Source organism: Terriglobia bacterium (genome assembly GCA_020072645.1).
Lineage (GTDB): Bacteria > Acidobacteriota > Terriglobia > Terriglobales > Acidobacteriaceae > Angelobacter.
The window spans coordinates 407,829-433,239 of the sequence record JAIQGK010000003.1; the positions used below are offsets into that span (position 1 = coordinate 407,829).

The following is a 25,411-nucleotide window of genomic DNA, read 5'->3' on the forward strand; positions in this document are numbered from 1 at the left end:
AGGACAAGCTTTCTCCGGTGTTTCCGCTGGATCTTTCCAAAGCCAAGAGCATCAGCGACCTGATGCGCGGCATGGCGGACACTGCCTTCACCGGTCGCCAGCTGGGAGAAGCGGTGGATGTGCTGGAAGCGATGGCCCGCGACAAAGACTGCTTTGTCGTCATGACTCTGGCCGGCGCCATGACGGTGGCTAAACAGGGTTTGATTGTCTGCGATCTGATCGATAAAGGTCTGGTAAATGCCATTGTCTCCACCGGCGCGCTCATGGCGCATGGATTGGTTGAGGCCACCGGCTGCAACCACTATCGCTATGACCCCAGAATGAACGACGTTGAGTTGTACGAAGCGGGTTACAACCGCGTTTATGACACACTGGAGCCGGAGCAGAACCTGGACCACGTTGAGCTGGTGATGGAAGAAGTGCTGGGCAAGTGGGATCCGCAACAGATCATGTGTTCCTGGAAGCTAAACCGCGCGATAGGCGACCACCTGAAGCACCATGCCAAAGGGCGGGGAATTTTAAAATCGGCGTATGAGAAGAATGTTCCGGTCTTTGTTCCGGCGTTCACGGATTCAGAGATGGGGCTGGATGTGGCACTGAACAATCGCATGCGCGCCAGAGAAGGCAAGCCGCAGTTGCGCTACGATCCTTTCCTTGACCTTAATTATTTTGCGGAAACGCTGCTGCAGCAGAAAAAGCTGGGTATTCTGACCATTGGCGGCGGCGTGCCACGAAACTGGGCACAGCAGTTTGGGCCTTATTGTGAACTGCGGGTGCGTCGCGCGGGAGAAGATGTGCCGCTCAAGCGTTATCACTATGGCGTGCGCATCTGTCCAGAGCCGGTGTATTGGGGAGGACTTTCCGGGTCGCCTTATTCAGAAGCAATCTCATGGGGCAAGTTCGTCCCGCCGGCCGAAGGCGGCCGTTTTGGCGAGGTCTTTATCGACGCGACGGTCGGCTTGCCGATCATGTGCGCAGCGGTGTTTGAAAGGCTGGGGAAGGGATACAAAAAAGCATCGTTGCAGAGGAAGGTCGCACTATAATTCCTTTATGAGTCGAGATGCAGGTGAAATATTTAAAGAAGCTTTGGCGCTTCCACCTGAAGCCCGGGCTGCTCTGGCAGATTACTTGTGGGACAGCCTTGATCCGGAAGTGGACGCAGACGCTGAAGAAGCTTGGCGCCAGGAAATTAGGCGGCGCATCCTTGATCTGGATTCCGATAAGGTAGTCGCCATATCCTGGTCTGAAGCCAGCGCGCGCCTGCTCGCTAAGCTTCCAAACTAGACCATTCAACCGCCCATAGCTGCGCGCTTGATCTGGGCATTGATTTCCCCGCCGATGAGAAATGCCAGGCCGATGACGTACAGCCACACTAGGAGAATCATCATTGCTCCAAGAGATCCATAGGTCGCCGTGTATGTGTTGAAGAAATGCAGGTAGACACGAAGCCCCGCCGAAGCAGTAAGCCAAAGGAATTCACCAAAAAGTGAGCCGGGCGTAATCCAGTGCCACTGACGTTGGTCCAGGCTCGGTCCAAAGTAATAGATCAGAGAGAACGACAAAGCCAGGAAAAGCACGACGGCTACCCATTGCAGGCCCTTCCAGACAATCACAACGGTGGACGTGAGGTGAAGCTTGATGCCGATCCAATCACTAAAGTGCTCGCCTGCAAGCATGATAACCAGCGAGGTTATGAGGAGGGTCAAGATTGCGATTGTAAGTCCGAGTGCGATGACCCGGCCCCTGAACCAGCTACGAGATTCGCGTACATGATAGACCGCGTTCAGGGTAGAAATCATCGAACTCATGCCGCCAGAAGCAAACCAGAGGGTAAGGACGATGCCAAACGTGAGCTTGCCACTTGTGGCGTTCGCGGCCATCTCGAGTGTGATGGCCTTCAGTAGCTGGAACGCCGGCGGCGGAAGAAAACCCGCGAAGTACGATAGCAGGCTGCTTTGTAGCTCGTGGCTGCGGGATGCAAACAAGCCAAACAGGGTGAGTATGAACAGCAACAGGGGGAAGAGGGCAAGCAGGAAATTGTATGCCAGCTCAGAAGCACGTCCGAAGATGTCATCTTTGTCGATGCCATGAACCACCCTTCTGGTGAGCTGCCAGAAGGTCAATCCGCCCAAGTTCCAAATCGGTTCGAGTTGTTTCCCCACGCTGGAGCCGGAAGGCGCCATAAATAAAGATCTACGTTTCGAGCTCTCAGCAAGAGTAATTCTCCAGCTGGGCGGCAATCCCGCTTCTATTCAAAGATCAGAATCGCCGACGCAATCACTGTGGTCCAGAGTCCGCGTTTGTCCCCAACGCCGCTCTGGGTGATGTTGGTCGTGCGGACGATCTTGTTGGAGATCCGGTAAATTTCTTTTTTCTCGTCCCAGGAAGTATCAGGATTAAAATCCACGTTGAGAGTGGTGGCGAGCATCTCTGCGGCCAGCTCTTCAGCGTATTCCCCGGCCACATCATCCGCCTCGCCAAAGGAATGGTGCTCGCTCAGGTAGCCGTAGGTGCTGCGGTCCGCGGGCATGGCTAGGCCAATGCTGGCAGCGGTGAGGCGATGAGGCTCGCGCGTGGAGTTTTCCGCAACCACGGCAAAGGTGACTTCGCCGGGATGCAGGTATTTCACGCCTTCCTTGCGCGAGATCAGCTTGCAGTGAGGTGGAAAAATGGAGGAAACCCGGACCAGGTTCTGCGCCGCGATTCCCGCATCCCTGAGCGCCAACTCAAAAGATGTGAGTCTTTCTTTGTGCTTGCCCACTCCGTTGGTCAGGAAGATGCGCTTCGGCACCATGTTTAAACCCAATTTGCTTGCCTCCAAAAAAGCTGGTTTTTCGTGAATAAAAAAAATAACACACGTGGAGAGTTGAGCGCAGAAAATTTGTGTAAAACTTTGGCCCATTAAAAAACAGGATCGCAGGAAAGGCTTGAGCTTCTCTCATGTGCACCGAATCTGGTGCAAGTGCGATTCAAGTGCGAAGCAGAAGGCCGGGGAGTGTAAGCGGCAATTCTTACTGGCCCGAAGTCGAGATTAGCCGCCCGGTTGCGACGCAGCTGCGGCCAAAGGAGGGTGCTTGATCTTGACCGCAATTTCCATAAAAGCCAGCGCGGCGCGGCTTAAGGCCTTGTCCTTGCGAAAGACGAGGGCCAAATCGCGGCGGAGAGAGGCGTCCCCCATGGGAATTGCCGCCAGAACACCTGCTTTTACGTCTTCTATAACATTGGAGCGTGCGATGAAGCCCACGCCAACGTCGGCGGCCACAAAGCGCTTGAGCAGTTCGCTGGAATCAAGTTCCATGGCGATCCTGGGCTTGAGCCGGCGCTCTTCAAATAGATTTTCAATCGAGTCACGCGTGCGGCCCAGCTTGGGAAGGAGCAGGGGAAAAGGCACCACGTCGGCAATGCTGGCCTGCGGCATTCGGCTGAGCGGATGGCCGGGTGGCGCAATGATAACGAGCTCGTCGCGATGAATATTCACCACCGTCAGGCGCTTGTCATCCACTGGCGCGGAAACAACGCCGAAGTCGACTGAATTCTCAATGATCGATTCCAGGATTTTAGCCCGCTCCAGCCGGCTGATCTGGACGCCCACGTTGGGATAAAGCTTTTTGAATTCGGCAAAGACCTCCGGCAGGATGTGGAGGCAGGTGCCTTCATTGGCGCCAACAACGATTTCTCCCCGAGGGACGCGCTCCATTTCCGCTACGGTCGTAAGCATGGTTTTGCGGGTGTCCAGGGTGTGCTCCGCATATTGCTGGAACACCTTGCCCGCTCCCGTAAGCGCCACCTTGCCGCCACTGCGGTCAAACAGACGGGCGCCTATCTCTTCTTCCAGAGCGCGGATTTGCGCCGAGACCGCCGGCTGCGTACGAAAGCGCTTCTCCGCCGCGCGGGAAAAGCTGGTGTGGCGCGCGACTTCCAGGAACGTTTCCAGCTGATCAAAGTCCATGTGGTATCTGATTGGTGGCTCAGAACGGTATAACATGAAATCCGCTGTGGAAAAGCAGACAAAGATTTCCAGGCACTTGCGGGAGGGCAGTTATCTGGCATGAAAGCTGTGATTGCCGAACAATACGGCGGCTCTGAAGTATTGGAACTTAACCATGATCTGCCCGTGCCGCGTGTTGGACCAAACGGCGTGCTAGTAGAGGTGCGCGCTGCCAGCGTGAATCCGGTGGATTGGAAGCTGAGGCAGGGACTGCTGCATGCAGTGATGCCGGTCGTATTTCCCGTGATCTGGGGCTGCGATCTTTCCGGCGTGGTGAAAGAGGTTGGACCGTCTGTAACTCTGTTTAAGCCCGGCGACGAAGTTTACGGCATGAAAGATGGCTATGTCGCAAAGACCTATCGAGGAACGTACGCGCAATACGTGGTGGTTCCGGAGAAATCACTCGCGGCAAAACCAAAAAACCTGACCTATGAAGAAGCAGCCGCGGTGCCCCTGGCGGCATTGACCGCATGGCAGGCGATGATCCAGCAGGGAAAGCTCAAACCGGGGCAGCGAGTGCTGATCCATGCCGGCGCAGGCGGCGTGGGAGTGATGGCAATCCAGCTTGCGAAGGCTTTTGGCGCTTACGTTGCCGCTACGGCCAGCCCGCGCAACCAAGACTTGTTGGGTGAACTTGGCGCCGATCTGGCAATTGATTACACGCGCGAGAAAATCGGTAAGGTGCGTCCGAAATTTGATCTGGTGCTTGATGGCGTGGGTAGGAGCGTCTGGGCAGAGTCATTTCGAGCACTGAAAATAGGCGGTCGCCTTGTTACTTTAACCGCGCCCGTTCCAGAGCAGTCAAGCGGCAAGGTGAGATTTTTTGCAACGGCGATTCGAGGAATAGTGTTCGGCGTTGCGCGCGGACTGCTCAGCGGCAAACGATTGTCGATGACGCGAGTGAAGCCTCGTGGTGGTGAACTTGAGAAGATTAGTGCTTTGATTGATGCAGGAAAAATTCGTCCGGTAGTTGAAAAAGTATTTGCTCTGGAGCAGATTGCCGAAGCGCATCGGCTAAGCGAAATCGGCCACGTGAGAGGGAAACTCGTGATAAAGATTCGCGGAACGGAATGAACTCACACTGCCGCCGAACACGCGCAGGTCTGCTGACGTATCCGACAAACAGAATGGCCCGCCGGGAATAGCGGGCCATTTTATTGCCTAGGGGATGGAAAGTTTATGTGTTGAGAATGACGGCTCGTGACCGGGAAACGCCCGAGTCCATCATTTCGCTGTGTTAGAAGGTTTATGTTTTACGAGCCAGCCATTACGGGCCGGGTTGGGCAACGGCAGTGCCTGAGGCGCCGGTTGCTACAGTAACGCCTGTTTCCTGTCGAAGCTGCGCCAGTTCATGCTTATAAACATGGTTATCAGGGAATTGCTGAGCCAGAGCTTCCATCAAATCAAGCGCCTTGGGCTTGTTGTGATCATGCAGCGCGGCGATGACGAGGAAAACCTGCGCAAAAGGCGCCAGGTAGTGGCCCTTTTCCGCAACAATCTTCAGGTTTTTCAAGCCTGTGGCTTTGTCTGTCTGTGCTCCACCGGCGCGCAGGAACCAACGCACAGCCGAGGACTTGAGACTGGTCATATAGTTTTCCACGCCAATGGGAAGATAAGCGTCGTAATTGTCAGGGTTCGTTGCAATCAAAGTTTCAGCAAGAGAGCGTGACTGCTTCAGGTATTTCAACGCGTCCCGTTCCTTGTCCTCAACCAGAGCGAGGTAATCACCATGCAAGCCATCCATCAGAATGCGCGCGAAAATTGCGGTGGCATCCTTGGGATCTTTGGCCAGACTGGCCTCAGATAAGGTCCTGGTCTTTTCCAGCGCAGCTTCGAACTGCGTTTTCACCGCGGGATCAGGCATGAGCGCTGTGGATTTATCGGTCTTCTTGTCGTCCGCGATAAACTGGGCTTCCAGGATGTGCAAGCGATCACACTCTGAAAATAGGTACACGGCCGCGTCGGAAACCGGCCCCATCGGATCGTCCGGATGCTGGCCCTGCCATTCAGTGAAGGCACGGTGGGCCTGATCGAATTGCAGGTTGTACACGCTGCGATATCCGGCTTCAAGTGCTGAGGTCGCGGTGGTGCTTTGGGCATGGGCCGCCGAGCCGAGCAGTACTACGCTGCATGTGGCCCAAGCCAAAATTCTAAATGCATTTTTGATCTTGCCAAAAAGCGCTTTTTGCTGGCGCAGATTTTGATTGAACATTATTCGCCCTTCATTTTTTGTTGGATACTGCTTACATATCGCATGGGTGGTGATTCACAAAAGCTGCCTACTGCCTTGATATGGGGGATATCACAGTGGCTGCGATCAACTCGAAAGGGTTTTTGGGGATTGTTTTGTCCCGGCTATTGGATGATACCGTAGTGGCCTCGGTCGCTAAAAAAAGAAAATGTTTTTAAATTTCTGTGCGCAATATTCCACCAAATATGTGCAACGCTTTGCACGTTGCGCAGATTTGGCATTCGGCAGCACGGGCGCATATGTATAAATTCGCCCTGAGCTGCGGCCTGTAGGACTGATGTTCCAAAGCCATCGTCGCTTGCGTGGCCACTCCCTCTTGCGATGAGCAGCGGTGTGAGAGTGATGACACCAAATCCACCTGTTAAAGACTACCGGTCTCCATTCGAAACTATGTGTGGCTATATGGCTCTGTTGCCAGATGGCGACGCACTGCTTAGAGCGTTATCTCTTCTCAACGCCAAGCTGCGCTTAAGACCGCGCCGGAGCAGATAAACTCGGAGCCAGAGCCCTCCCATAGAAAGGAAAGGCAATGAATAAAGCACGAATTGCCACTGTCCAGAGAGGGGAGGGGAGGCGTTTATATAGGTTGTGGTTTCATTGACACCGCGTGAGCTTTGCAAACGGACCCTGATTTGCCATGATTTCTCGCCGTCAAATGGCGCTTCAGCCTCGTACTGTTCATCCTGAGATTCACGGTCCGCAGCATAAAAAGTTTCAGGCGAATTTTGGTTTGCAGGCTGAACGCCGATTTCGACCTTCAGGTCATCCGGTAAAGTGGGCACCGTTGTTCCGGAGGATGGGCGCACCCTAACAAAGAATCTTCCGGTATCCATGTGCTGTTGCGCCCACACAGAGATCGTCCAGGGGCCCACCTGCTCATCAGTAATAATGCGGGCAGGCGGCGCATGATGGTCATGGGCCAGAGCACTCATGTTGCACAACAGCAAGAAGCATGCAAGACAAAGAAATTGTCCTAGATGCGCAGCCCGCTTCCGTAGGAAACAGGAATTCATGCTCAAGATGTGTATGCCGGGCGTGATTGCCATGCGCATGTACAAAGTGCCCTTTCCGCGTCCTGCTTTGCAGGAAACAGGTGGTAATACATACCGATAATCATGGGGATGAAAACTACAGTGTTGTAAAACAGATGCAACTCAACCCGCGGAATAAACTGTTGCAGGATACTGGCCGGAACAGGCGAGCCAAATAAATTATGATGAAAAGTTGCCTGTCCAATGAGCAGCAAATGTTCGATATGGTGCCAGAATTGTATGATCAGCGCGACGGTCCACCATTTACGCGAGGCGCCGACAAAGCCCTTGCGAAGCACCCAGATGCCCACCAGCATGATCAGCGCGTAACCATAGTGTAAGACTTCAGAAGTCACCAGCCAGGGAAACCAGAGACCCAGTACCCCTCCCGCTTTGGGCCGAGGCCAATGCAGCACCCATATCTGCACTGCCTGGGCGAGATGCTCAGCCCAGTGGCCAAGAACAACGATCATGAATAATTGCAGGGCGCGCTCATGCCATTGCACATTCAGCTTCTCGTGAATGCTGACCCCGGAGTGCGCTTTCGAATTGACTTCTTGAAGAGTTGAATTTGTAGCAGCCATATCATCTCCTTGAAAAAAACCCTTGCTGGATAAGCGATCAATGTTGGTTTGCAGGTTGAGGCAAAACCTACGCCATTTCGCGCGCCAAGACCGTTGCGGCTTGCGCAGCGACTCCCTGCCTGGATGTGGCGTTCAAATAGTTCTGGGCATAAAGAGTGATTCCACGGGATAGAGATACCAGAGTGAGCGCGAAGAAGAAGCCGAAGACCACGTGCATGGTGACCAGAACTCCGTAGGTTGCGGCGACGAGAGCGCCAAAGAGCAATTGACCCCGTGGCATGCAAGGACACGTGGCCGGATCTGTGACCATATAAAACGTGAACAGGACAAAAGCCGCTCCCGTCATCGGCAGAAGCGCGGCAGTCAAGGGAGTGCCGAAGGCCACATTACGAACCAAGGCCTGAAGGAAGAAACCGCCTACCCATCCGATGGCGACACAGATTCGCCTGGTGAACCTGATATTGAGAAAGCTACCGCTCACCACAATGATTGCAGGCAGAATCCAGCTTCCCCATCCGTGAATGTTTTCAGTGAAGTGATACGGCGGAGCAATGCCTACCCAGGGGAAGAGCAGCAGTGTGAGACTGATGCCAAAATTCGAAGGATTCAAGAAGTGACGTTGTCCATTCTGCACCGCTATGCGCACAAGCGCCTTGGAGCAAATGGCCGCCGCAGAGGCAAACATAATCGGCAAGAGGTTCACATTGGAATAGAGGAGCATGGCGCAGGCAACGCCGGTGATATGCGCCGACAAGAGAAAGTCCACCATGTTTCGCCAGCCGCCTGAGAACCGCGGTTTGCGATTGTGGGCATAGCAATCCACAAGCTCAAACCATATCTCGCAGGCATAAGCTGTGAGGACGGACACAAAAGGCTGGATCCAGGCCTGCTCAAAGCCGAAGACCGTGTGGCCGAGAATGTTGAAGACGGTGATGGCAATGGCAAACCGGCGCAATCCTCCCAGGCGATTGGTCGGGTTCGCAGTCACTTTCATCGTCATGAGTTCCTCCTTCCCGGCGAAGCCAGCAAGATTGTGTGCAGGCCCGGAGTCAGGTGTAAGGTCTGGCGGTGAATCGCGCCGTTCACGTCGCGCCAGGAAAGATTCACCGCAACCGTTGCGGATGCGGGTAGCTGTCCCAGTCCGAAGTGCAGTTCCGGGCTGCGCTTTCCTGAGTGCCCGTTGCCGGCGTCAACTTGCTGGGCCATGAGCCGGCCATCCGGCAAGTGGAGCGTTGCGGTTGCGCCGATTGCATAACGGCCGTGAAGGTCACGCGATGGATGCCCAGGCAGATCCCTGGTGTCGGGCGTTGCTTCGCCGTTGACCGGCAGCAGCAGATAGAGTTGCAGGAAGCTGTTCGGCGTACTCGTCTGGTTATGGTAAAAGACTGAATCTTCCCATTGGTTGGCGAGTGCGAAATCCAGCAACCCGTCTCCATCCACGTCCGCGGTGGCAATGCCGCGCGTCACCTGGGGATCGTCCAGTCCCAGATCATGAGACAGATCAACATAGCGGCCGGAAGCCGACGGAACAAAGAAATGATTATGATCGTGGCCGCTCAGGTCATCGCCGGGATGAAAGTGCGGCCAGCTTGCAGGATGGCGCAGCAGATTATCATTGCCCATGGCCAGTTCGTGCAGCTCCGGCCAGCGGTCAGCAATGCCTTTTACAAAACCTGCCGCCTGGACAACTTGCAGCGAACCTTCATTATCGAAGTCGCCAAAACGGATGTCCCAGGACCAGCCGTTGCGCGAGAGGCCCAGCGGTTCGCTTGCTTCCCGGTAAGGCGCGATTCCGGCCCGCATTTGATTGAGATTGCCGGTGCTCAGGAAAATCAGATTGCTTTCTTCCAGCGCGAACTCCGATGTGATGTCGCTGACCGCCAGGTCAGGGATGCCGTCATGGTTCAAGTCGCCGCAGTCCACTCCCATGCCTTTGAAGGAATCGTGGCCAAGAACTTTGGAAGCGGGGGTCATCAGCGTGCGCTTGCCGAACAAGCGCTGAAAGTGCAGATGTCCGGGCACGGAAAGATTGCGCAGTAGCACGTCCGGGCCAAAGTCATTGGCAATGTAGATTTCGGGACGCAGATCACCATCAAGATCACAGGCAGCCAGGGCCAGGGTCCATCCTGATTGAGCGGTACCTTCCAGCACGTTCGTTTGCTCGCCGAACTCTACTCCGGGAACATCGCCGCCGACGGTGCTCTTCCACAAGAGGAAATGCTTATTGCCGCCGTTGTAAGCGCGCGACATGGAATCCTGCATTTCAGCAGGGTACGTAGAGTGAGCGTCTAATACCCGCGACCCATCGGCAAAATAGTTGCCGAAAACCAGATCGATGTGCCCGTCGCCATCAAGGTCTGTGGCAAGCGCGGCGTTGGTATACCAATCTTGAACGGACGGCAAAAGTTCCTGGGGCTTAAAGCTGGCGCTGCTGAGATTGCCGGCCTGTGGCTGCTGCAGGAATACCACGGGAGAGCGGCCCCAGTAATAGACCACAATGTCCATGAGTCCGTCTTCGTTCGCATCCAGCGGAAGGCAGCCCATGGGCGCCATGGTATTTGAGTCATACGAGAGAGGGCGTGGGGCCAGCACAAAGGGTTTGTAGCGCTGCGGCGTGCCGGGGACCGGAGCAACAATCACCTGATCAGTCCGGGTGTCCACGTAGCAAAGATCGTTAGGCAGGCCGTCACCATCAAGGTCATTCAATGCAACGGAAGCGCCAACGGAAGAGACCCAGGTGGAGATTCCGGCCAGGCGGGGATTGACAGAGCGAATTGTCTTTGCGGGATATCCGGGGACTTGAGGCAGGGCGCTCCGCTGAAATTGGAAGTGGCTGGTCAGAGCAAGCCGCTCGCGCGCGGAGATACGCGGCAACTGCGTCGCAAAGTAGAGACCAGCCAGAATCAATGCGGCAGAGACCGGCTTAAGCCAACGCTTGAACCAATGGAATGGAGGCATCTTAATCACCTTGTTAGGGGGCGGAAGCTATTTCTTCGCGGAACGGCCAAGCCCTTCAGCCGGGGAGCATCATGCAGCCAAGACCGCTAATTGCTGGCAGAGAATTTTTCATTTGAAGAAACAATATGAGACGAATCAACGACTTGTCTTGTTTCAATTCAGGAAGATCTTGCGAGTAGTTGTGGCTTCGCCCCGTCCCTTACAGGGCTTGGTGTGATCTACCGCTCAGCATGGGAGCCAAGCGCAGGAGCCAAGTGCTTGAGAACACGGTCTGCGCGGTCAAAAGCTTGCAACAAGATACACCTGAATCCGCGCGTTGGCAATGAAAAGATGCAGCGAGGAAGGGCCGCTGCATCCATATGAGTTGGCTTTGCACTACGATTTTTAGCAATTGGTAATCAGTAACATGAAAAGCCTGCCGTCGAAAGGCAGGCTTTTCAATCTGATTCAAGTCCCGTACAAGGGCGCCCAGCGGCGTTCAGTTAGAGCTGTTGCAACTCATTGATCTTCTCGCGCACCTTTTTTGTGAATCCTTCCACCTCCGCGGGCGAAAATTGCGCGGCGCGGAAAGCATCACTGATCTGCTGATCGGAAAGCTGGGCCAGGTAGCCGGCGATCCACTTGGCATGTTCGCGGGGGATGTGCTTGAAGCGCCAGAAATCGATGTAATCAGGGTCGGCATTCTTGATCAGCGGCAGAGACTGGAAATCCTTGAGTTTTCCTTTGGTATAAAACATTGTCTTGCCGGCCTTGCCGAAGCTAGATCCCAGGTCGGCGGCAATGTAGCGCTGTTCACCTTCAGGCGTGGAATAGACGTGCTGGTTCGAGCCCTTGAGATCGACGTTGCATATGATTTCCATCATGATCTTCAGGCCGTCGAGTTCTTTGGTCCCCACGAATGGATTTTTGTCCCATGACCAGTCCGCGATCTCCTGCTCGCCCTTGTCGCGGCGCTTGAACCTTGCGCCTGCAAGCTTTTCGCCCTCGATGAGGTTCTGGCCGCGCGTCATTTTCTGCCGCAGCTGGCCCACCGCCAAGTCCGCAAGGTAATAATCTTCATTGGTAAAGTACCCGACGGCCCAAACCAGCCGGGTGGCAGCGGTTTCAGGCTTGGCCTCGTTTCCAAATTTTACGCCCCACTTGATTCCGTCTTCATCGACCGCATTAAATTTGGGGTTCACGCCGTTCTTATCTTCCTTGAGGAACTTAAGCTTGCCCTTAGGGAGACGGTCCTTGCTTCCGGGGCCATAAAAAAGATCGCGCGAAGCAATGTCACTGGGCTCGCGCCATATCACAGCGGCGCCAGCGCCGAGCTTCGGCTTAGCTTCAGCCTTGGTATCAGGCTTGGAAGATTTTTCCGACGCTCGCAGCATGAATCGCTGGCCCGGGCGTGCCGTCTGCGCGGATGCAAGCAGGCAGCCGAAAACCAGAAGCGGCAGAATTGCGGAAAGGATTCGTTTCGGAATGAACATGGTTTTTTACCTCCCGGCACTTTTCGGACCGCCGCATCAAGTTCCACGGGAACCCGTTAGCTTGAGAGTAGGCACAAAGTTCATGGCTCGAAACTGTCAGAAATGACAGGTCGCCCGGGGGCCGCGGGCGAGGTGGGGAACGTACCGCCCCCGGGGCTTATAGAATTACGCGCAATCCAGCTCGGCATCACGATATCGAATACCAGCGCGCGAGAAGGAGGACAAGTTGAGGCTTCACGCGTCAAGCCTCTCTCCAAAAGTCCTTTTGCATGGGCTATGTAAGGTTTTCAACAATGTGTTTATTGGCCCGGGACGGCCCGCTACGTTAGACACAAACCTCCGTTTTGCCCTCCATGGCGATTGCGCGCGGAAAGAGTATGTTGTTCTCAAGGTGAACGTGCTGATGCAGATCGCTTTCGAACTCCTTCAAGGCGGTGAACAGCGTTTTGTAACTGAAGCAGGCATCCTCAGGGGGCGTGTAGTTCCCACTCAGTTCGGAGATCGACTTCAGGGCAGCGCCCGCTGAATCATGCTCAAGTTGCATCATGTGCACGGGGTTGCTCACAGTGCCGAAAACGGGCATCGGTTTCGGTCGGCCAGTGCTGACGGCACTTTCCAAAGCGACGATGTGAGGAAAAAGAATGTGTTCTTCTTTCATCATGTGCGAAGTCAGCTCAGCGGCCATTCCCTGGAATGTCTGCTGGATCTTGCCCAGTTCTGGATGGTTCTTTCCATGGACCGATACCACCTTGTGCAAAAGTTGCTGGAGGCGCGGGATTTCCTGTTTCACATAGACATGGTGAGTGGTAACAATATGTTCGACTAGGCTACCGAGCGCTCCGTTCGTGAAATCCGGCAGGCTGGCTTCTGTCGTCGGTGTAAAGCTGCCGCCTTGTTCCAAAGCGCGCAGCACATCGTCAACGGGAAGATGCGCATGCATGCAGGCATCGCTCAGCGATTTTCCCCCGCCGCAGCAATAGTCGATGCCGAGCTTCTCAAAAGTCCGGGTCGCATTGGGAATTTCTATGGCTAACTCTCTGACTGTCCTGGTGGCACTTAGATTCATGGCTTTTAAGCTCCTTGAAAGACCTGGGTTATTGAAGTCTCCAGCTGTGAGTCTAGGAGCGCCCGTCGATTGAGCCTATGACTTTTGTCACAGGGAAGCCGATTATTCCGAGGTTTCGAGTTCGGCCTGCAATCGTCGAAGATCGGGAATGACCACGGTTTTGGCATCCATGCTGATGAGTTCCTCAGCCTGCAAACGGCTCAAGTTGCGCGATACCAGCTCCCGCACTGTGCCAATCTCTGATGCCAATTCCTGATTACTGGAAGGCAATTGGACCTCTATTCCTGCCGCGGTCTTCTTTCCTGTTTTCGCAAGACGGATCAGCACCGAAATGAGCCTTGAGCGAACAGTGGTGAAAGAGAGCTCTTCAATAATTGCAACCAGCTTTCGCAGACGCCCACCGACCACTTTAAGGACTTTAAGAGGGACTTGAGGATGCACGAGGCACAGGGAATGGAAGTCCTGTTTGCTGATGAAATAAATTCTGGCATCGCCGACGGCAGCACTAGATGCCGGGTAAGTGCCGCCATCGAACAGCGGCAGTTCTGCGACCGAACTCCCAGGGCCTTCAACCGTTAAAATCTGTTCGCGGCCATTGGGCGAACTTTTGAAGATCCGTACATGGCCGGTCTCGATAACAAACAGGCCGGTGCAGGGATCACCTTCGGTAAAAAGAATCTCCCCCTTGTGATAGTCGCGGGGCACGGCCCGCTCTGCGAGGAACTGAAATTCAGTTTCAGTAAGTCCATTAAAAATGGGCACTCGCCGAAGAATGGTTAATACATGAGGCACAGCCGGCATGACTTATATTCTAATCGCCAAATTTTCCCACAGCTGCGATTGCCGCCGGCATTGCCGGCCATTGAGTGTTCGTGTCTCCAGGCAGGCTGCGGTGCATGGATGGCCCATGAATACCTGGCCGTTGGAGAGCACACCCGGAAGAGCGATTAGGGAGCCTGGTGACATGCAAATATTACGACTCTGCAGGACCGTCGGCGGGCATCAGGCGATCAGGCTTAAGTAATCTATTATCTATAGTGCTTTCGCCGAGCAGACAAATTGCCGAGATTCGCGATTATGCAGCGGTTGGAGATTGTCGTTCTGCAGCTCTGGTTTCAAGATACGGATCAGTAGACTGGCTTTGCTGGCCGCGATTTGATAGTCCGTCGATTTTTGCCGCCATTCTCGACAAGGAGAAAGGCGGCTATTGGTCGATATCTCCGGCGGCACCGAGCCAGTTCGAGCGCGCTTACATTCGTGGTTCCAATGTTCTTGAAACTCATTTCATCTGCCCAACCGGGCACGCAACTCTCACTGATCTCATGCCGGTGGCTTCAGAAGAGTTCAAGCGGCGACACATGCTGCCCGATCACGAACTTCTGCGGCAAATTGTATGTACAGAAGGAGAGATTAAGCTGGAGGTAGCATTCTGCCCTCGTCCTTATTATGGAGCGAGAGAACTGAAGCTCCAGAATCTGGGCGCGCATGGTTTGCGATTGGAATTCAGGCGGGGAGCCTATTTCTTGCGCAGCAGCATTCCTTTGAAGATCGATGGAAACGAGGCCCGCGCAGAGATCTCAATGAGAGATGGTGATGTGCTCCAGTTCTCGCTCAGCTATTCGGAAGAGTCGCCCGCCATACTGCCGGCATTGGGTGAAAATGCAACTGCTTCAATCGAGCGTTCCGTAAAATGGTGGCAGGGATGGGCGGCGCGAGCAAAGTACCAGGGACCGTATCGTGACGCAGTCGTGCGTAGCGCTCTGGCGCTCAAACTCATGGCGTATGCGCCTTCGGGAGCGATCACAGCCGCCGTAACAACTTCACTGCCTGAGCGGATTGGAGGCAGCCTCAACTGGGACTATCGCTACTGTTGGTTGCGTGACGCATCGCTGACCGTGCGTGCGCTTTTGGGCCTTGGTTACATCGAAGAAACAGAAAGCTTCATGACCTGGATGTTGCATGCCACGCGGCTGACCCAGCCTCAATTGCGTGTCCTGTACAACGTTTTCGGTGGGATGGCTCGTCGCGAAGAAGAACTGGACCTTGCGGGCTATTTCGATTCCCGGCCAGTGCGAATTGGTAACGGCGCAAGACACCAGCTTCAACTTGATGTCTATGGAGAAGTGATAGAAGCTGCGGCCCAGTATGCACAGCGGCATGGACACTTTGACCGCACTACACAAAAAGTCTTGATCGGCTTTGGAAAGTACGTTGCGAAACACTGGAACCTTGCTGACGAGGGCATATGGGAGCCAAGGTCCGGGGGGGCCCACCACACCCATTCGCGACTGCTCTGCTGGACGGCTCTCGATCGCCTGCTTGCGCTCAGCGACAAAGGCTTTCTGGATGGAGTGCCACGCCAGCAATTTGAACAGGAGCGCGGACGGATCCGGCAACAGATAGAACACCGAGCATGGAATGAGGGCCTCCAGAGCTATGTAAGTGTCCTTGATGGTGACTGCGTAGATGCCACTCTGCTACGCCTCCCATGGTATGGCTTTGAAGAAGCACAGTCCCTTCGCATGAAGAGCACGTATCGCAGAATCCGTCAGGAACTGAGCGCCGGTGATGGTCTCCTGTTTCGCTATCGGTCCCAACCTCCTGAGGGGGCGTTTGGTATATGCGGCTTCTGGGCCGTGGAGTATCTCGCGCTGGGCGGAGGCACGCTAGAAGAAGCCCATGCTCTCTTTGATCAACTTTTGAAGTATGGAAATGATCTCGGCTTGTTTGCTGAGGAGATTGATCCTGGGACAGGAGATGCCCTTGGGAATTTCCCCCAGGCGTTCACACACATCGGGCTGATCAGCGCGGCGCTCACCCTGGAAGAAAAGGAACGCGGAGAGTCTCATCCTGCCGCACAGACCGGCGAAAATGTTAAATCAGGCAGCCGCGAGGTGATCCAGTGAATTGGGCTAGCTGGCTATTATGGGGGTTTCTTGCAACCATTGTCCTGACCACAATTAGTGCGGGAGCCCAGGGACTGGGACTCACTCGCATCAACTTTCCCTACATGCTCGGCACCATCTTCACCCCTGATCGAGATCGCGCAAAGCTGTATGGCTTCCTGGTGCACCTGGCAGTGGGATGGGTATTTTCCGTGATTTACGTCTTCATCTTCCAGGCTCTGGGAGTGGGAGGTTGGTGGCGGGGCGCACTGATCGGCGTTTGTCACGGAATCGTCGTGCTGGTAGTCGTCATGTCACTCATGCCGGGGTTGCATCCACGCATGGCCAGCGAGCAACAAGGTCCGACGGCCCAGAATCTGCTCGAGCCCCCAGGATTTCTGGCCTTGCATTACGGCGTGCAAACCCCACTGGCGATCATGATTGCGCACACGGTTTTTGGAATGATTCTGGGCGCGTTCTATCACCTGGCGCGATGACCGATTCACTCAAATGGCTTCATGCCGCGCTGGGATAAGCGATGGTGCTCAGCAGGCCGTTGTTGGCCTGGCGAGAATCAAGCCGCGTATGCTGCGCCACGATCGGCACATCAGACTCTATGACGCTCGAATAATCCGTGTCTCTGGGAATCATCTCTGGCTCGCGAAGATCGTTGAATCGCACATGCCGGGTTCGCCGCGCAGATACGATCAGGCGATACGGGCCAACTGGCTCACGGTCCTTGTAATAAATGGTAATTTCCACATGTGCGTCGTTATCTGAGCAATTCAGCAGACACACAGTTTCGTGGCTTGTCATCTGCGGCTCAGGCCCGTGGCTCTCTTTGGGAATGTATCCTTCAGCGATCACCCACGTTTTCTCTCCAATTGGTTTTCTCATAGCTCCTCCTCGACTATCTGTCTGATCTGTTTAAGCGTTTGGCCAGGAGCACTCCTCCCACCGCTGTGACGCTAAGCGCCGCCAAGGCGCGCCATCGAGCGTTACGCCTGGACGCTTCTCTACGTTTCACCAAAGCTGCCTCTGGATATATACCGTCAACGCGGCCATCTGTCTGCGCGATCTGAATCACCTCAGCCAGGTGCAGCGCCTGGCGACCTGTCTGCTGTGCGATCTGCTCGCGACAGCTGAAACCATCCGCGATAATGATTGTGGATATCTCTGCTTTTCGCACTTCCGGCAATAAGCGGCGCTCACCAATGGCTATCGAAATGTCATACTTACTGCTCTCGAAACCGAAGGAACCAGCCATGCCACAGCATCCCGAGTTGAGAACCTGTGACTCAAGTCCCAGTTTCTTTAGAACGGCGTTCTCAGCATCAAATCGCAACACTGACTTGTGATGGCAATGGCCCTGCACAAGCGCCTTACGTTGCAAGTGCGGAGGCTGGTAATTCTTCGCTTTTGTCTCAAGAAACTCACTCAACAGCAGCGTTTGTGCCTTCAGTTTCTGCGCCAGTGGGTCGTCCGGAAAAAGATTTGTGAGTTCGTCACGGAACACTGAAGCGCAGCTTGGTTCCAGCACCACGATTGGCAAACCGGATTCAATCGGAGAGCGCAATGCCTTCATCACTCGGCGCAAGTAGAGCTTGGCGGCATCCAACATGCCGTAATCGTAAAGAGGACGGCCACAGCAGAGATGCGTCCGCGGTATCTCCACTGAAAACCCCGCATGCTCTATCACTTCCGTTGCTGCCTGCGCTGTTTCCGGGAAAAAGTAGTTATTAAACGTGTCCGGCCATAGGATGACTTTGCCCTTCGTGGCGGAATCGGCCGACTTCCGTTTCATAAACCAGTTGCGGAATGTCTGCGGAGCAAACTCTGGAATCGTACGGCCCAGCGGCATACCCGCAGCCAGCTTGGCCAGATGGCTGAGGCCCGGAGTCTGGGTGACGAGATTGACAACTCCGGGCCAGATCGACGCCAGACGTGCCCATTGGTCGATCCATCCAAAAGCGTAAGCATGCCGAGGGCGTATGCGGCCTTCCCAGTAGTGTGAAAGGAATTCAGCTTTGTAGGTGGCAATATCCACATTCACCGGACAATTGCCCTTGCATCCTTTGCAGGAGAGGCAGAGGTCCAATGACTCTTTTACATTTTCGTCACGCCAGCCGCCGGTAATCACGTTGCCATTGAGCATCTCCCAGAAGTGATGCGCTCGCCCTCGGGTCGTATGCCGCTCTTCATGCGTGACCATAAAGCTGGGACACATAGTGTCGTCATCTGGATTGGCCGCATCCTTGCGGCGGCACTTGCCCACACCCACGCAGCGCAACGCAGCATGCGCGAAGCGGCCTTTGTCGTCTGGATATTTGAAATGCGTTTCCGGTTCCCAAGGGTGGTAGTCCGCTCCAAGCCGCAGGTTTTCATCGATGCGATACGGATCAACGATTTTTCCGGGGTTCATTTTCCAATCGGGGTCCCAGATGGATTTGAACTCGCGAAATGCTTCAATGAGTTTATCGCCAAACATTTTGTATAGAAATTCAGCGCGTGCCTGGCCGTCACCGTGCTCTCCGCTGAGACTACCGCCATATTTCACGCACAAATCCGTGGCCTCATCCATGAAGGAACGCCATTTGCGAATTCCTGGCTCACTCATCAGGTCAAAACTGACGCGACAATGGACGCAGCCCTGGCCAAAATGTCCATAAAGCACAGAGTTATAGTCGTATTTGTTGTAGAGGGCGCGCAGGTCACGGAGGTATCCGCCTAGCTTTTCGGGCGCAACGGCGGAATCTTCCCACCCTTCCCATGTATCTGGCTCGCCGGGAACAAAGGCTGTTGTTCCCAAACCCGATTCGCGCACCTGCCACAGATGTTCCATCTCAGATTTGTCGGTGAATAGTTTCATGGAAGGGGAGCCGGGCTTCTTTCGCAAGACTTCCATGACGTGTTTTGCAAGATCAATTGCGTCCTGCTTTTTTTCAGCGCCAAACTCCGCCATGAGCCACCCTTTGCCTTCGGGCAGTAGTTTCAGATAGCGCGAATTCCGCCCTGCTTTTTTCTCTATGTTTTGATACAGATCTTCGTCAATGCCTTCGAGCGCGGTTGGCTGAAATGGGTCGATATCCAACACGTGGTCTGCCGCCTCATACACGTCTGGATAGCCAAGCATCAGGATCACACGCTCTGCTTTGGCATCAATCAATCGCACTTTGGCTTCCAAGATGGTGACGAGCGTGCCTTCGCTCCCGACCAGGGCGCGTGCGATGTTGAAGCGGCCATCGCGGTCAGGTATCAGCTGATCAAGGTTATAACCGGATATCCGGCGCGGAATTTTGGGATATCTTTCCTTGATCAGCTCCGCGTAATGCGAACGCAATGATTTGAGATAGCGAAATATATCTCCCGTTCGGCCGCCGTGACCGGTGCAGCGCTCCAACTCAGCATCATCCATCCAGCCCACTTTCATGCGCGTGCCGTCGTAAAGCAGGATTTCAAGTTCGTCAACGTTTTCATGCGTGCGGCCGGACATTTGCGCGTGCGCGCCGCACGAGTTGTTGCCGATCATGCCTCCAAAGCAGCAGTGTGTGTGAGTGGCGGGATCTGGCCCCCATACCAGAAGATTGCCGCTTACCTGCATTGCCTCATTGCGTAATTCATCGCAGACCGTTCCCGGCAGCACGCGTGCCCAGCGCTCGCGGATATTTATTTCCTGCACTCCATGCATGTATTTTGACCAGTCCAACACAATGGCAGTGTTGCAAGTCTGGCCGGGAATGCTGGTACCGCCTGCCCGCGAGAGCAGTGGCGCACCGTATTTATGGCACGCGTTAACAGCCTGGACAACATCCTCCTTTGATCGCGGAATGACCACCCCGATCGGTACTTGCCGGTAATTTCCAGCGTCCACGGCATACATGGCTTTCGTCCCGCTGTCGAAACGCACCTCGCCTTCGATGTTGCTGCGCAGCTCAGCTTCCAGACCCTTCACATCCACGCCGGAAGCGGAGCGCCAGTCGCGGGGGCGCGAGGCAATCGAATTCTTGAGGTCGTCGAGCGGAAAGATTGGATTCTTGCTGGCAGACATCATTTCTCCTTATGCGGCGAATCGTTCCGCATCAGCACGCTTGAGTTCAAGCCCGTTTCCGGGGCGCGACAAATCAGGGCGTAGCTCTCCATGGACTAGCTGCGGCAGACCGTCAAATAACATGGCCTCAATGCGCACATGATCGTGGAAATATTCCAGGTTCTTGAATGGGTGTACTGCACATGCAACGTGCGTATGCAGCGCGGGAGCGGTGTGAGCTGAAAGTGGTATGTTATGCGCCTGGCAAAGGGCCGCCACCTGCAAAAATGCAGTGATCCCGCCGCAACGAGTGACGTCGGCCTGCTGCACATCCACGGCTCCCGAGGCAAGCATGTTGCGGAAATAGAAAATGTCATAGCCGTATTCCCCGGCAGCGATCTCCATGCCTGACGGCGCCCGGTCGCGTACGAGCCGAAGACCAGCAAGGTCGTCAGATGAGACCGGCTCTTCAAACCACGTTACGCCGAAGGGAAGAAACCGCTCTGCCTGCATTAGCGCTTGTTTGCGACTGTAAGCCCCGTTAGCGTCCACGTAGAGCTCGGTTTCACTAGAGATCGCTTTGCGTGCGACACGGACGCGTTCCACGTCACGGATGGCATCGCGTCCGATTTTTATCTTTACGCGCTTAATACCCCGCTTTACCCAGCCGGAGAGTTGGTTTGTAAGTTGCCTGTCTGAGTAAGAAGTGAATCCACCGCTGCCGTAAATCGGCGCAGCATCTCTAACCTGGCCCAGCAAAGTGACCAACGGCAGATTCAGCAGGCGGGCTTTCAAGTCCCATAGCGCGCAATCCACGGCTGAGATCGCCATGGAACAAATGCCAGGGCGACCGAGATTGCGTATCCTTTGCCACATTGCCATGTAAGCCGCCCGTGGGGACATGACGTCCTTCCCCACCAAACATGGAATCAGCGTGTTGTGAATCAGAGATGCCGTTGCAGTGTCGGCATAGGTGTAGCCGATGCCTTGGTTGCCGCCGCCCGAAACGCTGACCAGTACCAAAGTTGTACGGTTCCAGTCCAAGGTACCGTCAGATTCAGGGAAGTCGGTTGGGACCGTGTAAGTTTTTACCTCTACGCGATCGACGGGGACGATCTGTGAAATGCGCCGCATGTGGAATCTAAGCTGCAGTTTCAATACATCAGGCAGTGGATTTGAAAAAAGCCGACTTCTAATTCGATGTCTGCAGTGTGGCAAGGGTAGCCAACCGCCACGGAATCAGATAAGCAAATATCGTATTACGATACGTGAGCAAACGCGACGTTTCGCGGCGGCATCCCAGATGGTATACGACTTTTAATTTGAGGAAGGACGGTATTGGAACGTGGCGAAGCATGAAGTAGTTGTTATCACCGGGGCTTCTGCGGGAGTGGGACGGGCCACCGTCCGCGAGTTTGCTCGACGGGGAGCATCGATAGGTTTAATTGCCAGGGGAGAAGACGGATTGACGGCAGCCCGCCGGGAAGTGGAGGCAGCGGGCGGTAAAGCGCTGGTCCTTCCAGTTGACGTCGCCAATGCCGGCGCGGTTGAAGCTGCGGCGGACTACGTGGAGAAAACCCTGGGGCCCATTGACATCTGGGTAAACAATGCTATGGCATCGGTTTTTTCGCCGATCAAAGAGATGACCCCAGAGGACTTTAAGCGAGTCACTGAGGTGACGTACCTTGGATATGTATATGGCTCGTTGGCAGCTCTCAAGCGTATGCTGCCAAGAAATCGCGGCACGATTGTGCATGTAGGCTCAGCGCTCGCCTATCGGAGCATACCGTTGCAAGCTGCTTATTGTGCCGCCAAGCACGCAGTGCTTGGCTTTTTCGCCTCATTGCGCACAGAGCTTAAGCACGATCACAGCAAAGTGCGTACGACCATGGTGCAAATGCCGGCTCTCAATACTCCGCAATTTGGCTGGGTGAAAAGCCGCCTGCCACGCAAGGCGCAACCGGTGCCGCCGATCTTTCAGCCAGAGGTGGCGGCCCGCGCTATTTATTACGCCGCGCATCATCCTGACCGCCGCGAGTATTACGTGGCGTGGTCCACCGTGAAGGCAATCTTCGGCAACAAACTTGTTCCTTCTTTGGGTGATGACTATCTTGCGCGCACCGGATATGACTCACAGCAACATGATGGCCCGGAAGATCCCAATCGCCCTAATAATCTCTGGGAGCCTGTTGCCGGAGATCACGGGGCCCACGGAGCTTTTGACAAGCGCGCACACTCCTTCAGTATGGAAATGTGGTTGGAAAGCCATGCCAAGTGGCTGGCCTTGGCTGTAGGATTGACCGTTGCCGGAGCCACACTCAGTTTGGTGAGACGATCAGCGTCAGAAGAGAATCAGGGCGTGGAACCGCAAACGAACGCGGCGGCATAGCTGATTTTGCTGATAAAAGTCGTGATGCACTTTCATGTTCTGTGACATCTTTGTACTACCTCGCGGTTTTAACGAAGATGGCTTTTCAGCAAATGCGCCTTGAAACTATTGTGAATGGCCGATTGAGGCAATTCCCAACAAAACAGTGTTCCGAGGAATTCGCGATTTTTATTCTTCGATTCCTGCAAACAAATCAGTTTCCATTGCCATCTTGCTTGGCTTTGCGCTGTTGGCCAGATGAAATACTTCTGTCTTGCCGCGCCTGCGGATGGTCTCTTCAAAAAAGCCGAACAGGGGCGCTTGGGATGTGTGGAGTTTGAAAGCTGCTATCTTGGCATCAATCTCATGCTGCTTTAGTTCGATAACGGTAGTAGTGGGCGCCAGCGAGACCGGCTGACGGTCTGGCATGGTGAAGAGAGCGGTAGCGTAATAGAGCTTCTGCGTACGATGGGGCGCAAGTCCATTTTTCAGTTGGTCGATGAAACGATTCGTGCGTCCGGCCCAGTGGCAGGCCATGGTGGCGAAGACGGAAATCATGGAGTGGTCCGGGTGTGCGGTGATGGCGCCTTCTGTTCCCATGGTGATCACCACCTGCGGACGCAGCTCGCGGACCAACCGAGTCAGCCTGGCCACTACCTCATAAAAATCCTGGCGATCGAGCTTGCCGTCGGGATAGTCGAGCACGGTTCCGCGGCTTACTTTCAGCAACTTGCAGGCAGCATTGAATTCCAAGCGACGAGTGGCGGAAAGTTCGTCGTCTGATTTGGCCGAGCCGCGATGCGTGGCTGCCTGGCCGGGGGTAAGGCAAATCACATGGGTTTCCACGCCGCGTTCAGCGTAGCGCAAAAGAGTGCCGCCAAAGCTGCCGGCTTCGTCGTCAGGATGGGCGGTAAAACAGAGGAGCCGAAGCATCTTTTTTCTCTTTATCCTTCTCTCATCTGGTGAGCTTCTTGTGTATCATGCCCGGCCGTTTCATGCCACACGCCGGAAGCCGGAAAAGAGCTGCCATGCATCCCCGAGCAATCACTTTTAGTGGCCTTCTCTTGATTATTGCCGGTTTGGCCGTTGTCGCGGCGGCTAGAAACTCGACAAAGCCAATGTCCGGTGTGCGTTCCAACATGCCCGCCGGGTATGCCGTGATGGTGCTCAAGCCATCCAAAGCCACGCTTTCCCTTATGGGCCTGATCGAATGCCCTGAACTGGAAGGCGCACAGCACGTGGCGGAAGGCTCACACAAAAGGCTTGTCTCCGCCGACGGTGCAACGATCAGGCAATTTCCCCAGCGGTTCAGCTTTCGCATTACCGCATCTCTTAAGAAGATTTTTATTGAAGGACCAGACTCGTCTGTTGATGTATCGGGCGCTCCCCAGGAATTGCTGCTTAATCTGAAGTTCCGTATCCGTGCCTATAACGGCCTGGAATCCCGGGAAATCGAGCCGCAATCCATTGAGATGATTGGCGTGCCGGCTGACGTGCCTTATGACGAGCGCGTGTATCGCATCAATGTCGATACAGGAAATCTTCCCATCACCGACCGCGTGATCATTGAAATACTTTCGCCGCAAGGCGAGCTTCTAACCCATTTTCCTTTTAGTCTGCTTTAGCTTTTTTGGTTTAGGTCTTTAAAGGAGCGGGTTGCGTGGCGGTCTGCCAGTCCGCTTGCGCGACCATCGCCGGATCCAACGCGGGCTCTGATGCAGGAGCGCTGGCCACCACAGGCGCGGGCATCCATGCGCGGATTTCCGGCATGGCGGCGCGGGCGGCTACTTCTCCGCAGCGAATCAAATCGGGGGCGCGAACAAAGTCGTCATAAGCGAATTCGCCGATCTCCGGCTGAAGCACAATGTCCGACGCGGCCTTCCACGGTCCGCACATTCGCTCCTGGGCGATGGAAAAGCATTGCCCAATCACGTCAAACACATGGCGCGGACCGCCAGGCTTGACCCAATGGGCCGCCAGGTGGACGGAGATTACACGCTCTGCGCCCATATCGCGCAGGGGAGTGGCCGGGACCGAGTGGGCCAGAAGCCCGTCGACGAGCAACTGTTCGCCGATTCTTACAGGCTGGAACATTCCAGGATAAGCGCAACTGGCGCGCACAGGGTCCACCAGGTCGCCTTTGGTAAAGACCACGGCATCGCCGGTAATGATGTCAGTGGCGGCAATGGCCATGGGAATCTTAAGCTCTTCAAAAGTTTTGCAGCGCAGCACTTTGCGCAGGAAGATTGACATCTTGTCATTACTGAAGAGTCCAAAGCGGGAGAAGGTCCAGCGGGAGAAATCTTTGAATCGGACCAGCGCCGCTACTTCTTCCAGTTCTTTGGCGCTGATACCGCTGGCATAAGCCGCGCCAATGACCGATCCAACACTGGTGCCGGCGATAAAGTCCACCGGAATATTTTCTTCTTCCAAAACTTTCAGGATGCCGATATGGGCCAGTCCGCGGGCAAAACCTCCACCCAGCGCAATGCCGACTTTGGGAATCCGCGGCGGCTCAACGGGGGGCACTGCAGGAACAGTTTGGCGGGCAAGTTCTCGTCCCAGGGCGCGGACGGACCGTACGATTCTTTTCAGCTGATTCTTCAACGGCGCTCCTTAACCTGGACTTGCCGCAACCAGATTGCACCTTTAGCGTAAGATGCTGGTTTAGCGAAAGCGTTTGTACAGTAAAGTTAAACCGCAAGCGTGAAGTATTAGTTTCACTCTTTTTTGGCTGAATGGCAGGCAACTTGGCATGATGTTGGTAATCTCAAAAGCGGC

At 54.8% G+C, this 25,411-nt stretch carries 23 protein-coding genes; 7 read left to right on the forward strand and 16 right to left on the reverse strand.

What is annotated here, in order from left to right; genetic code table 11:
• Positions 1 to 62: 62 nt before the first annotated feature.
• Positions 63 to 1,043 (forward strand): deoxyhypusine synthase family protein, encoded by a 981-nt coding sequence (locus LAO76_05365; GenBank protein ID MBZ5490342.1) that lies wholly within the window; start codon positions 63 to 65, stop codon positions 1,041 to 1,043.
• Positions 1,044 to 1,050: 7 nt separating this feature from the next.
• Complete coding sequence (locus LAO76_05370) at positions 1,051 to 1,284, forward strand: addiction module protein (protein ID MBZ5490343.1); 234 nt, start codon at positions 1,051 to 1,053, stop codon at positions 1,282 to 1,284.
• A 5-nt stretch (positions 1,285 to 1,289) separates the two neighbouring features.
• Here LAO76_05370 and LAO76_05375 read toward each other — a convergent pair whose 3' ends face one another.
• The 3 genes from LAO76_05375 to LAO76_05385 form a co-directional block, all read right to left on the reverse strand.
• The gene (locus LAO76_05375) at positions 1,290 to 2,183 is read right to left on the reverse strand and encodes a YihY/virulence factor BrkB family protein (GenBank protein MBZ5490344.1); all 894 of its coding nucleotides are present in this window, start codon (positions 2,181 to 2,183) and stop codon (positions 1,290 to 1,292) included.
• A gap of 65 nt (positions 2,184 to 2,248) precedes the next feature.
• Positions 2,249 to 2,794 carry an arginine decarboxylase, pyruvoyl-dependent gene (locus LAO76_05380; GenBank protein MBZ5490345.1) on the reverse strand — a complete coding sequence of 182 codons (546 nt, stop codon included), beginning with the start codon at positions 2,792 to 2,794 and terminating at the stop codon, positions 2,249 to 2,251.
• Positions 2,795 to 3,031: 237 nt separating this feature from the next.
• Positions 3,032 to 3,949 (reverse strand): LysR family transcriptional regulator, encoded by a 918-nt coding sequence (locus LAO76_05385; GenBank protein ID MBZ5490346.1) that lies wholly within the window; start codon positions 3,947 to 3,949, stop codon positions 3,032 to 3,034.
• Between the two features lie 99 nt (positions 3,950 to 4,048).
• On the opposite strand from LAO76_05385, the gene LAO76_05390 reads away from it, so the two are divergent.
• A complete protein-coding gene (locus tag LAO76_05390; GenBank protein ID MBZ5490347.1) occupies positions 4,049 to 5,062 on the forward strand; it encodes an NADP-dependent oxidoreductase in 1,014 nt (337 codons plus the stop codon).
• 193 nt (positions 5,063 to 5,255) lie between these two features.
• Here LAO76_05390 and LAO76_05395 read toward each other — a convergent pair whose 3' ends face one another.
• From LAO76_05395 to LAO76_05430, 8 genes are all read right to left on the reverse strand, one after another.
• Positions 5,256 to 6,200 carry a hypothetical protein gene (locus tag LAO76_05395; GenBank protein ID MBZ5490348.1) on the reverse strand — a complete coding sequence of 315 codons (945 nt, stop codon included), beginning with the start codon at positions 6,198 to 6,200 and terminating at the stop codon, positions 5,256 to 5,258.
• Between the two features lie 437 nt (positions 6,201 to 6,637).
• Entirely contained in the window at positions 6,638 to 7,171 is a 534-nt protein-coding gene (locus LAO76_05400) for a hypothetical protein (GenBank protein MBZ5490349.1), read from the reverse strand.
• Positions 7,172 to 7,254: 83 nt separating this feature from the next.
• Positions 7,255 to 7,794: a hypothetical protein gene (locus tag LAO76_05405; GenBank protein MBZ5490350.1), complete on the reverse strand. Its 540-nt coding sequence runs from the start codon at positions 7,792 to 7,794 to the stop codon at positions 7,255 to 7,257.
• Between the two features lie 127 nt (positions 7,795 to 7,921).
• Positions 7,922 to 8,854 (reverse strand): RnfABCDGE type electron transport complex subunit D, encoded by a 933-nt coding sequence (locus tag LAO76_05410; protein ID MBZ5490351.1) that lies wholly within the window; start codon positions 8,852 to 8,854, stop codon positions 7,922 to 7,924.
• On the reverse strand, positions 8,851 to 10,812 hold the full coding sequence (locus tag LAO76_05415) for a CRTAC1 family protein (protein ID MBZ5490352.1): 1,962 nt from the start codon (positions 10,810 to 10,812) through the stop codon (positions 8,851 to 8,853). The genes LAO76_05410 and LAO76_05415 overlap by 4 nt, the downstream gene beginning before the upstream one ends.
• A 482-nt stretch (positions 10,813 to 11,294) precedes the next feature.
• A complete protein-coding gene (locus LAO76_05420) occupies positions 11,295 to 12,284 on the reverse strand; it encodes a hypothetical protein (GenBank protein ID MBZ5490353.1) in 990 nt (329 codons plus the stop codon).
• Positions 12,285 to 12,609: 325 nt separating this feature from the next.
• A complete protein-coding gene (gene ric, locus LAO76_05425) occupies positions 12,610 to 13,350 on the reverse strand; it encodes an iron-sulfur cluster repair di-iron protein (protein ID MBZ5490354.1) in 741 nt (246 codons plus the stop codon).
• A 102-nt stretch (positions 13,351 to 13,452) separates the two neighbouring features.
• Positions 13,453 to 14,151: a Crp/Fnr family transcriptional regulator gene (locus tag LAO76_05430; GenBank protein ID MBZ5490355.1), complete on the reverse strand. Its 699-nt coding sequence runs from the start codon at positions 14,149 to 14,151 to the stop codon at positions 13,453 to 13,455.
• A 257-nt stretch (positions 14,152 to 14,408) separates the two neighbouring features.
• Here LAO76_05430 and LAO76_05435 point away from each other — a divergent pair, with 257 nt between their 5' ends.
• A complete protein-coding gene (locus LAO76_05435) occupies positions 14,409 to 16,256 on the forward strand; it encodes a DUF5911 domain-containing protein (GenBank protein MBZ5490356.1) in 1,848 nt (615 codons plus the stop codon).
• Entirely contained in the window at positions 16,253 to 16,732 is a 480-nt protein-coding gene (locus LAO76_05440; protein MBZ5490357.1) for a hypothetical protein, read from the forward strand. Before LAO76_05435 ends, LAO76_05440 begins: the two co-directional genes overlap by 4 nt.
• Positions 16,733 to 16,751: 19 nt before the next feature.
• Here LAO76_05440 and LAO76_05445 read toward each other — a convergent pair whose 3' ends face one another.
• From LAO76_05445 to LAO76_05455, 3 genes are read right to left on the reverse strand one after another with little or no spacing between them, the layout of a single operon-like run.
• Complete coding sequence (locus LAO76_05445) at positions 16,752 to 17,132, reverse strand: sensory rhodopsin transducer (GenBank protein MBZ5490358.1); 381 nt, start codon at positions 17,130 to 17,132, stop codon at positions 16,752 to 16,754.
• A 13-nt stretch (positions 17,133 to 17,145) separates the two neighbouring features.
• Positions 17,146 to 20,283, reverse strand: a complete 3,138-nt coding sequence (locus LAO76_05450; GenBank protein ID MBZ5490359.1) for an FAD-binding protein — start codon at positions 20,281 to 20,283, stop codon at positions 17,146 to 17,148.
• Between the two features lie 9 nt (positions 20,284 to 20,292).
• The gene (locus LAO76_05455; protein MBZ5490360.1) at positions 20,293 to 21,396 is read right to left on the reverse strand and encodes a mandelate racemase; all 1,104 of its coding nucleotides are present in this window, start codon (positions 21,394 to 21,396) and stop codon (positions 20,293 to 20,295) included.
• Positions 21,397 to 21,607: 211 nt separating this feature from the next.
• Here LAO76_05455 and LAO76_05460 point away from each other — a divergent pair, with 211 nt between their 5' ends.
• Positions 21,608 to 22,651: an SDR family oxidoreductase gene (locus LAO76_05460; GenBank protein MBZ5490361.1), complete on the forward strand. Its 1,044-nt coding sequence runs from the start codon at positions 21,608 to 21,610 to the stop codon at positions 22,649 to 22,651.
• A gap of 168 nt (positions 22,652 to 22,819) precedes the next feature.
• On the opposite strand, the gene LAO76_05465 is transcribed toward LAO76_05460, so the two are convergent.
• Positions 22,820 to 23,563 (reverse strand): PIG-L family deacetylase, encoded by a 744-nt coding sequence (locus tag LAO76_05465; protein MBZ5490362.1) that lies wholly within the window; start codon positions 23,561 to 23,563, stop codon positions 22,820 to 22,822.
• 95 nt (positions 23,564 to 23,658) lie between these two features.
• Between LAO76_05465 and LAO76_05470 the strand changes: the two genes are divergently transcribed.
• A complete protein-coding gene (locus tag LAO76_05470) occupies positions 23,659 to 24,255 on the forward strand; it encodes a hypothetical protein (GenBank protein ID MBZ5490363.1) in 597 nt (198 codons plus the stop codon).
• A 10-nt stretch (positions 24,256 to 24,265) separates the two neighbouring features.
• Here the strand turns inward: LAO76_05470 and LAO76_05475 are convergent, their stop codons facing one another.
• Positions 24,266 to 25,237 (reverse strand): patatin-like phospholipase family protein, encoded by a 972-nt coding sequence (locus LAO76_05475; GenBank protein MBZ5490364.1) that lies wholly within the window; start codon positions 25,235 to 25,237, stop codon positions 24,266 to 24,268.
• Positions 25,238 to 25,411 lie beyond the last annotated feature (174 nt).

What these genes read in the sequence shown, in the direction of transcription:
- LAO76_05430 (MBZ5490355.1), bottom strand. Translation starts at nt 14,151, where the DNA reads ATGCCGGCTGTGCCTCATGTATTAACCATTCTTCGGCGAGTGCCCATT.
- LAO76_05410 (MBZ5490351.1), bottom strand. Translation starts at nt 8,854, where the DNA reads ATGACGATGAAAGTGACTGCGAACCCGACCAATCGCCTGGGAGGATTG.
- LAO76_05375 (MBZ5490344.1), bottom strand. Translation starts at nt 2,183, where the DNA reads ATGGCGCCTTCCGGCTCCAGCGTGGGGAAACAACTCGAACCGATTTGG.
- LAO76_05445 (MBZ5490358.1), bottom strand. Translation starts at nt 17,132, where the DNA reads ATGAGAAAACCAATTGGAGAGAAAACGTGGGTGATCGCTGAAGGATAC.
- LAO76_05420 (MBZ5490353.1), bottom strand. Translation starts at nt 12,284, where the DNA reads ATGTTCATTCCGAAACGAATCCTTTCCGCAATTCTGCCGCTTCTGGTT.
- LAO76_05380 (MBZ5490345.1), bottom strand. Translation starts at nt 2,794, where the DNA reads ATGGTGCCGAAGCGCATCTTCCTGACCAACGGAGTGGGCAAGCACAAA.
- LAO76_05455 (MBZ5490360.1), bottom strand. Translation starts at nt 21,396, where the DNA reads ATGCGGCGCATTTCACAGATCGTCCCCGTCGATCGCGTAGAGGTAAAA.
- LAO76_05390 (MBZ5490347.1), top strand. Translation starts at nt 4,049, where the DNA reads ATGAAAGCTGTGATTGCCGAACAATACGGCGGCTCTGAAGTATTGGAA.
- LAO76_05365 (MBZ5490342.1), top strand. Translation starts at nt 63, where the DNA reads ATGCGCGGCATGGCGGACACTGCCTTCACCGGTCGCCAGCTGGGAGAA.
- ric (MBZ5490354.1), bottom strand. Translation starts at nt 13,350, where the DNA reads ATGAATCTAAGTGCCACCAGGACAGTCAGAGAGTTAGCCATAGAAATT.
- LAO76_05415 (MBZ5490352.1), bottom strand. Translation starts at nt 10,812, where the DNA reads ATGCCTCCATTCCATTGGTTCAAGCGTTGGCTTAAGCCGGTCTCTGCC.
- LAO76_05450 (MBZ5490359.1), bottom strand. Translation starts at nt 20,283, where the DNA reads ATGTCTGCCAGCAAGAATCCAATCTTTCCGCTCGACGACCTCAAGAAT.
- LAO76_05385 (MBZ5490346.1), bottom strand. Translation starts at nt 3,949, where the DNA reads ATGGACTTTGATCAGCTGGAAACGTTCCTGGAAGTCGCGCGCCACACC.
- LAO76_05395 (MBZ5490348.1), bottom strand. Translation starts at nt 6,200, where the DNA reads ATGTTCAATCAAAATCTGCGCCAGCAAAAAGCGCTTTTTGGCAAGATC.
- LAO76_05470 (MBZ5490363.1), top strand. Translation starts at nt 23,659, where the DNA reads ATGCATCCCCGAGCAATCACTTTTAGTGGCCTTCTCTTGATTATTGCC.
- LAO76_05400 (MBZ5490349.1), bottom strand. Translation starts at nt 7,171, where the DNA reads ATGAGTGCTCTGGCCCATGACCATCATGCGCCGCCTGCCCGCATTATT.
- LAO76_05370 (MBZ5490343.1), top strand. Translation starts at nt 1,051, where the DNA reads ATGAGTCGAGATGCAGGTGAAATATTTAAAGAAGCTTTGGCGCTTCCA.
- LAO76_05465 (MBZ5490362.1), bottom strand. Translation starts at nt 23,563, where the DNA reads ATGCTTCGGCTCCTCTGTTTTACCGCCCATCCTGACGACGAAGCCGGC.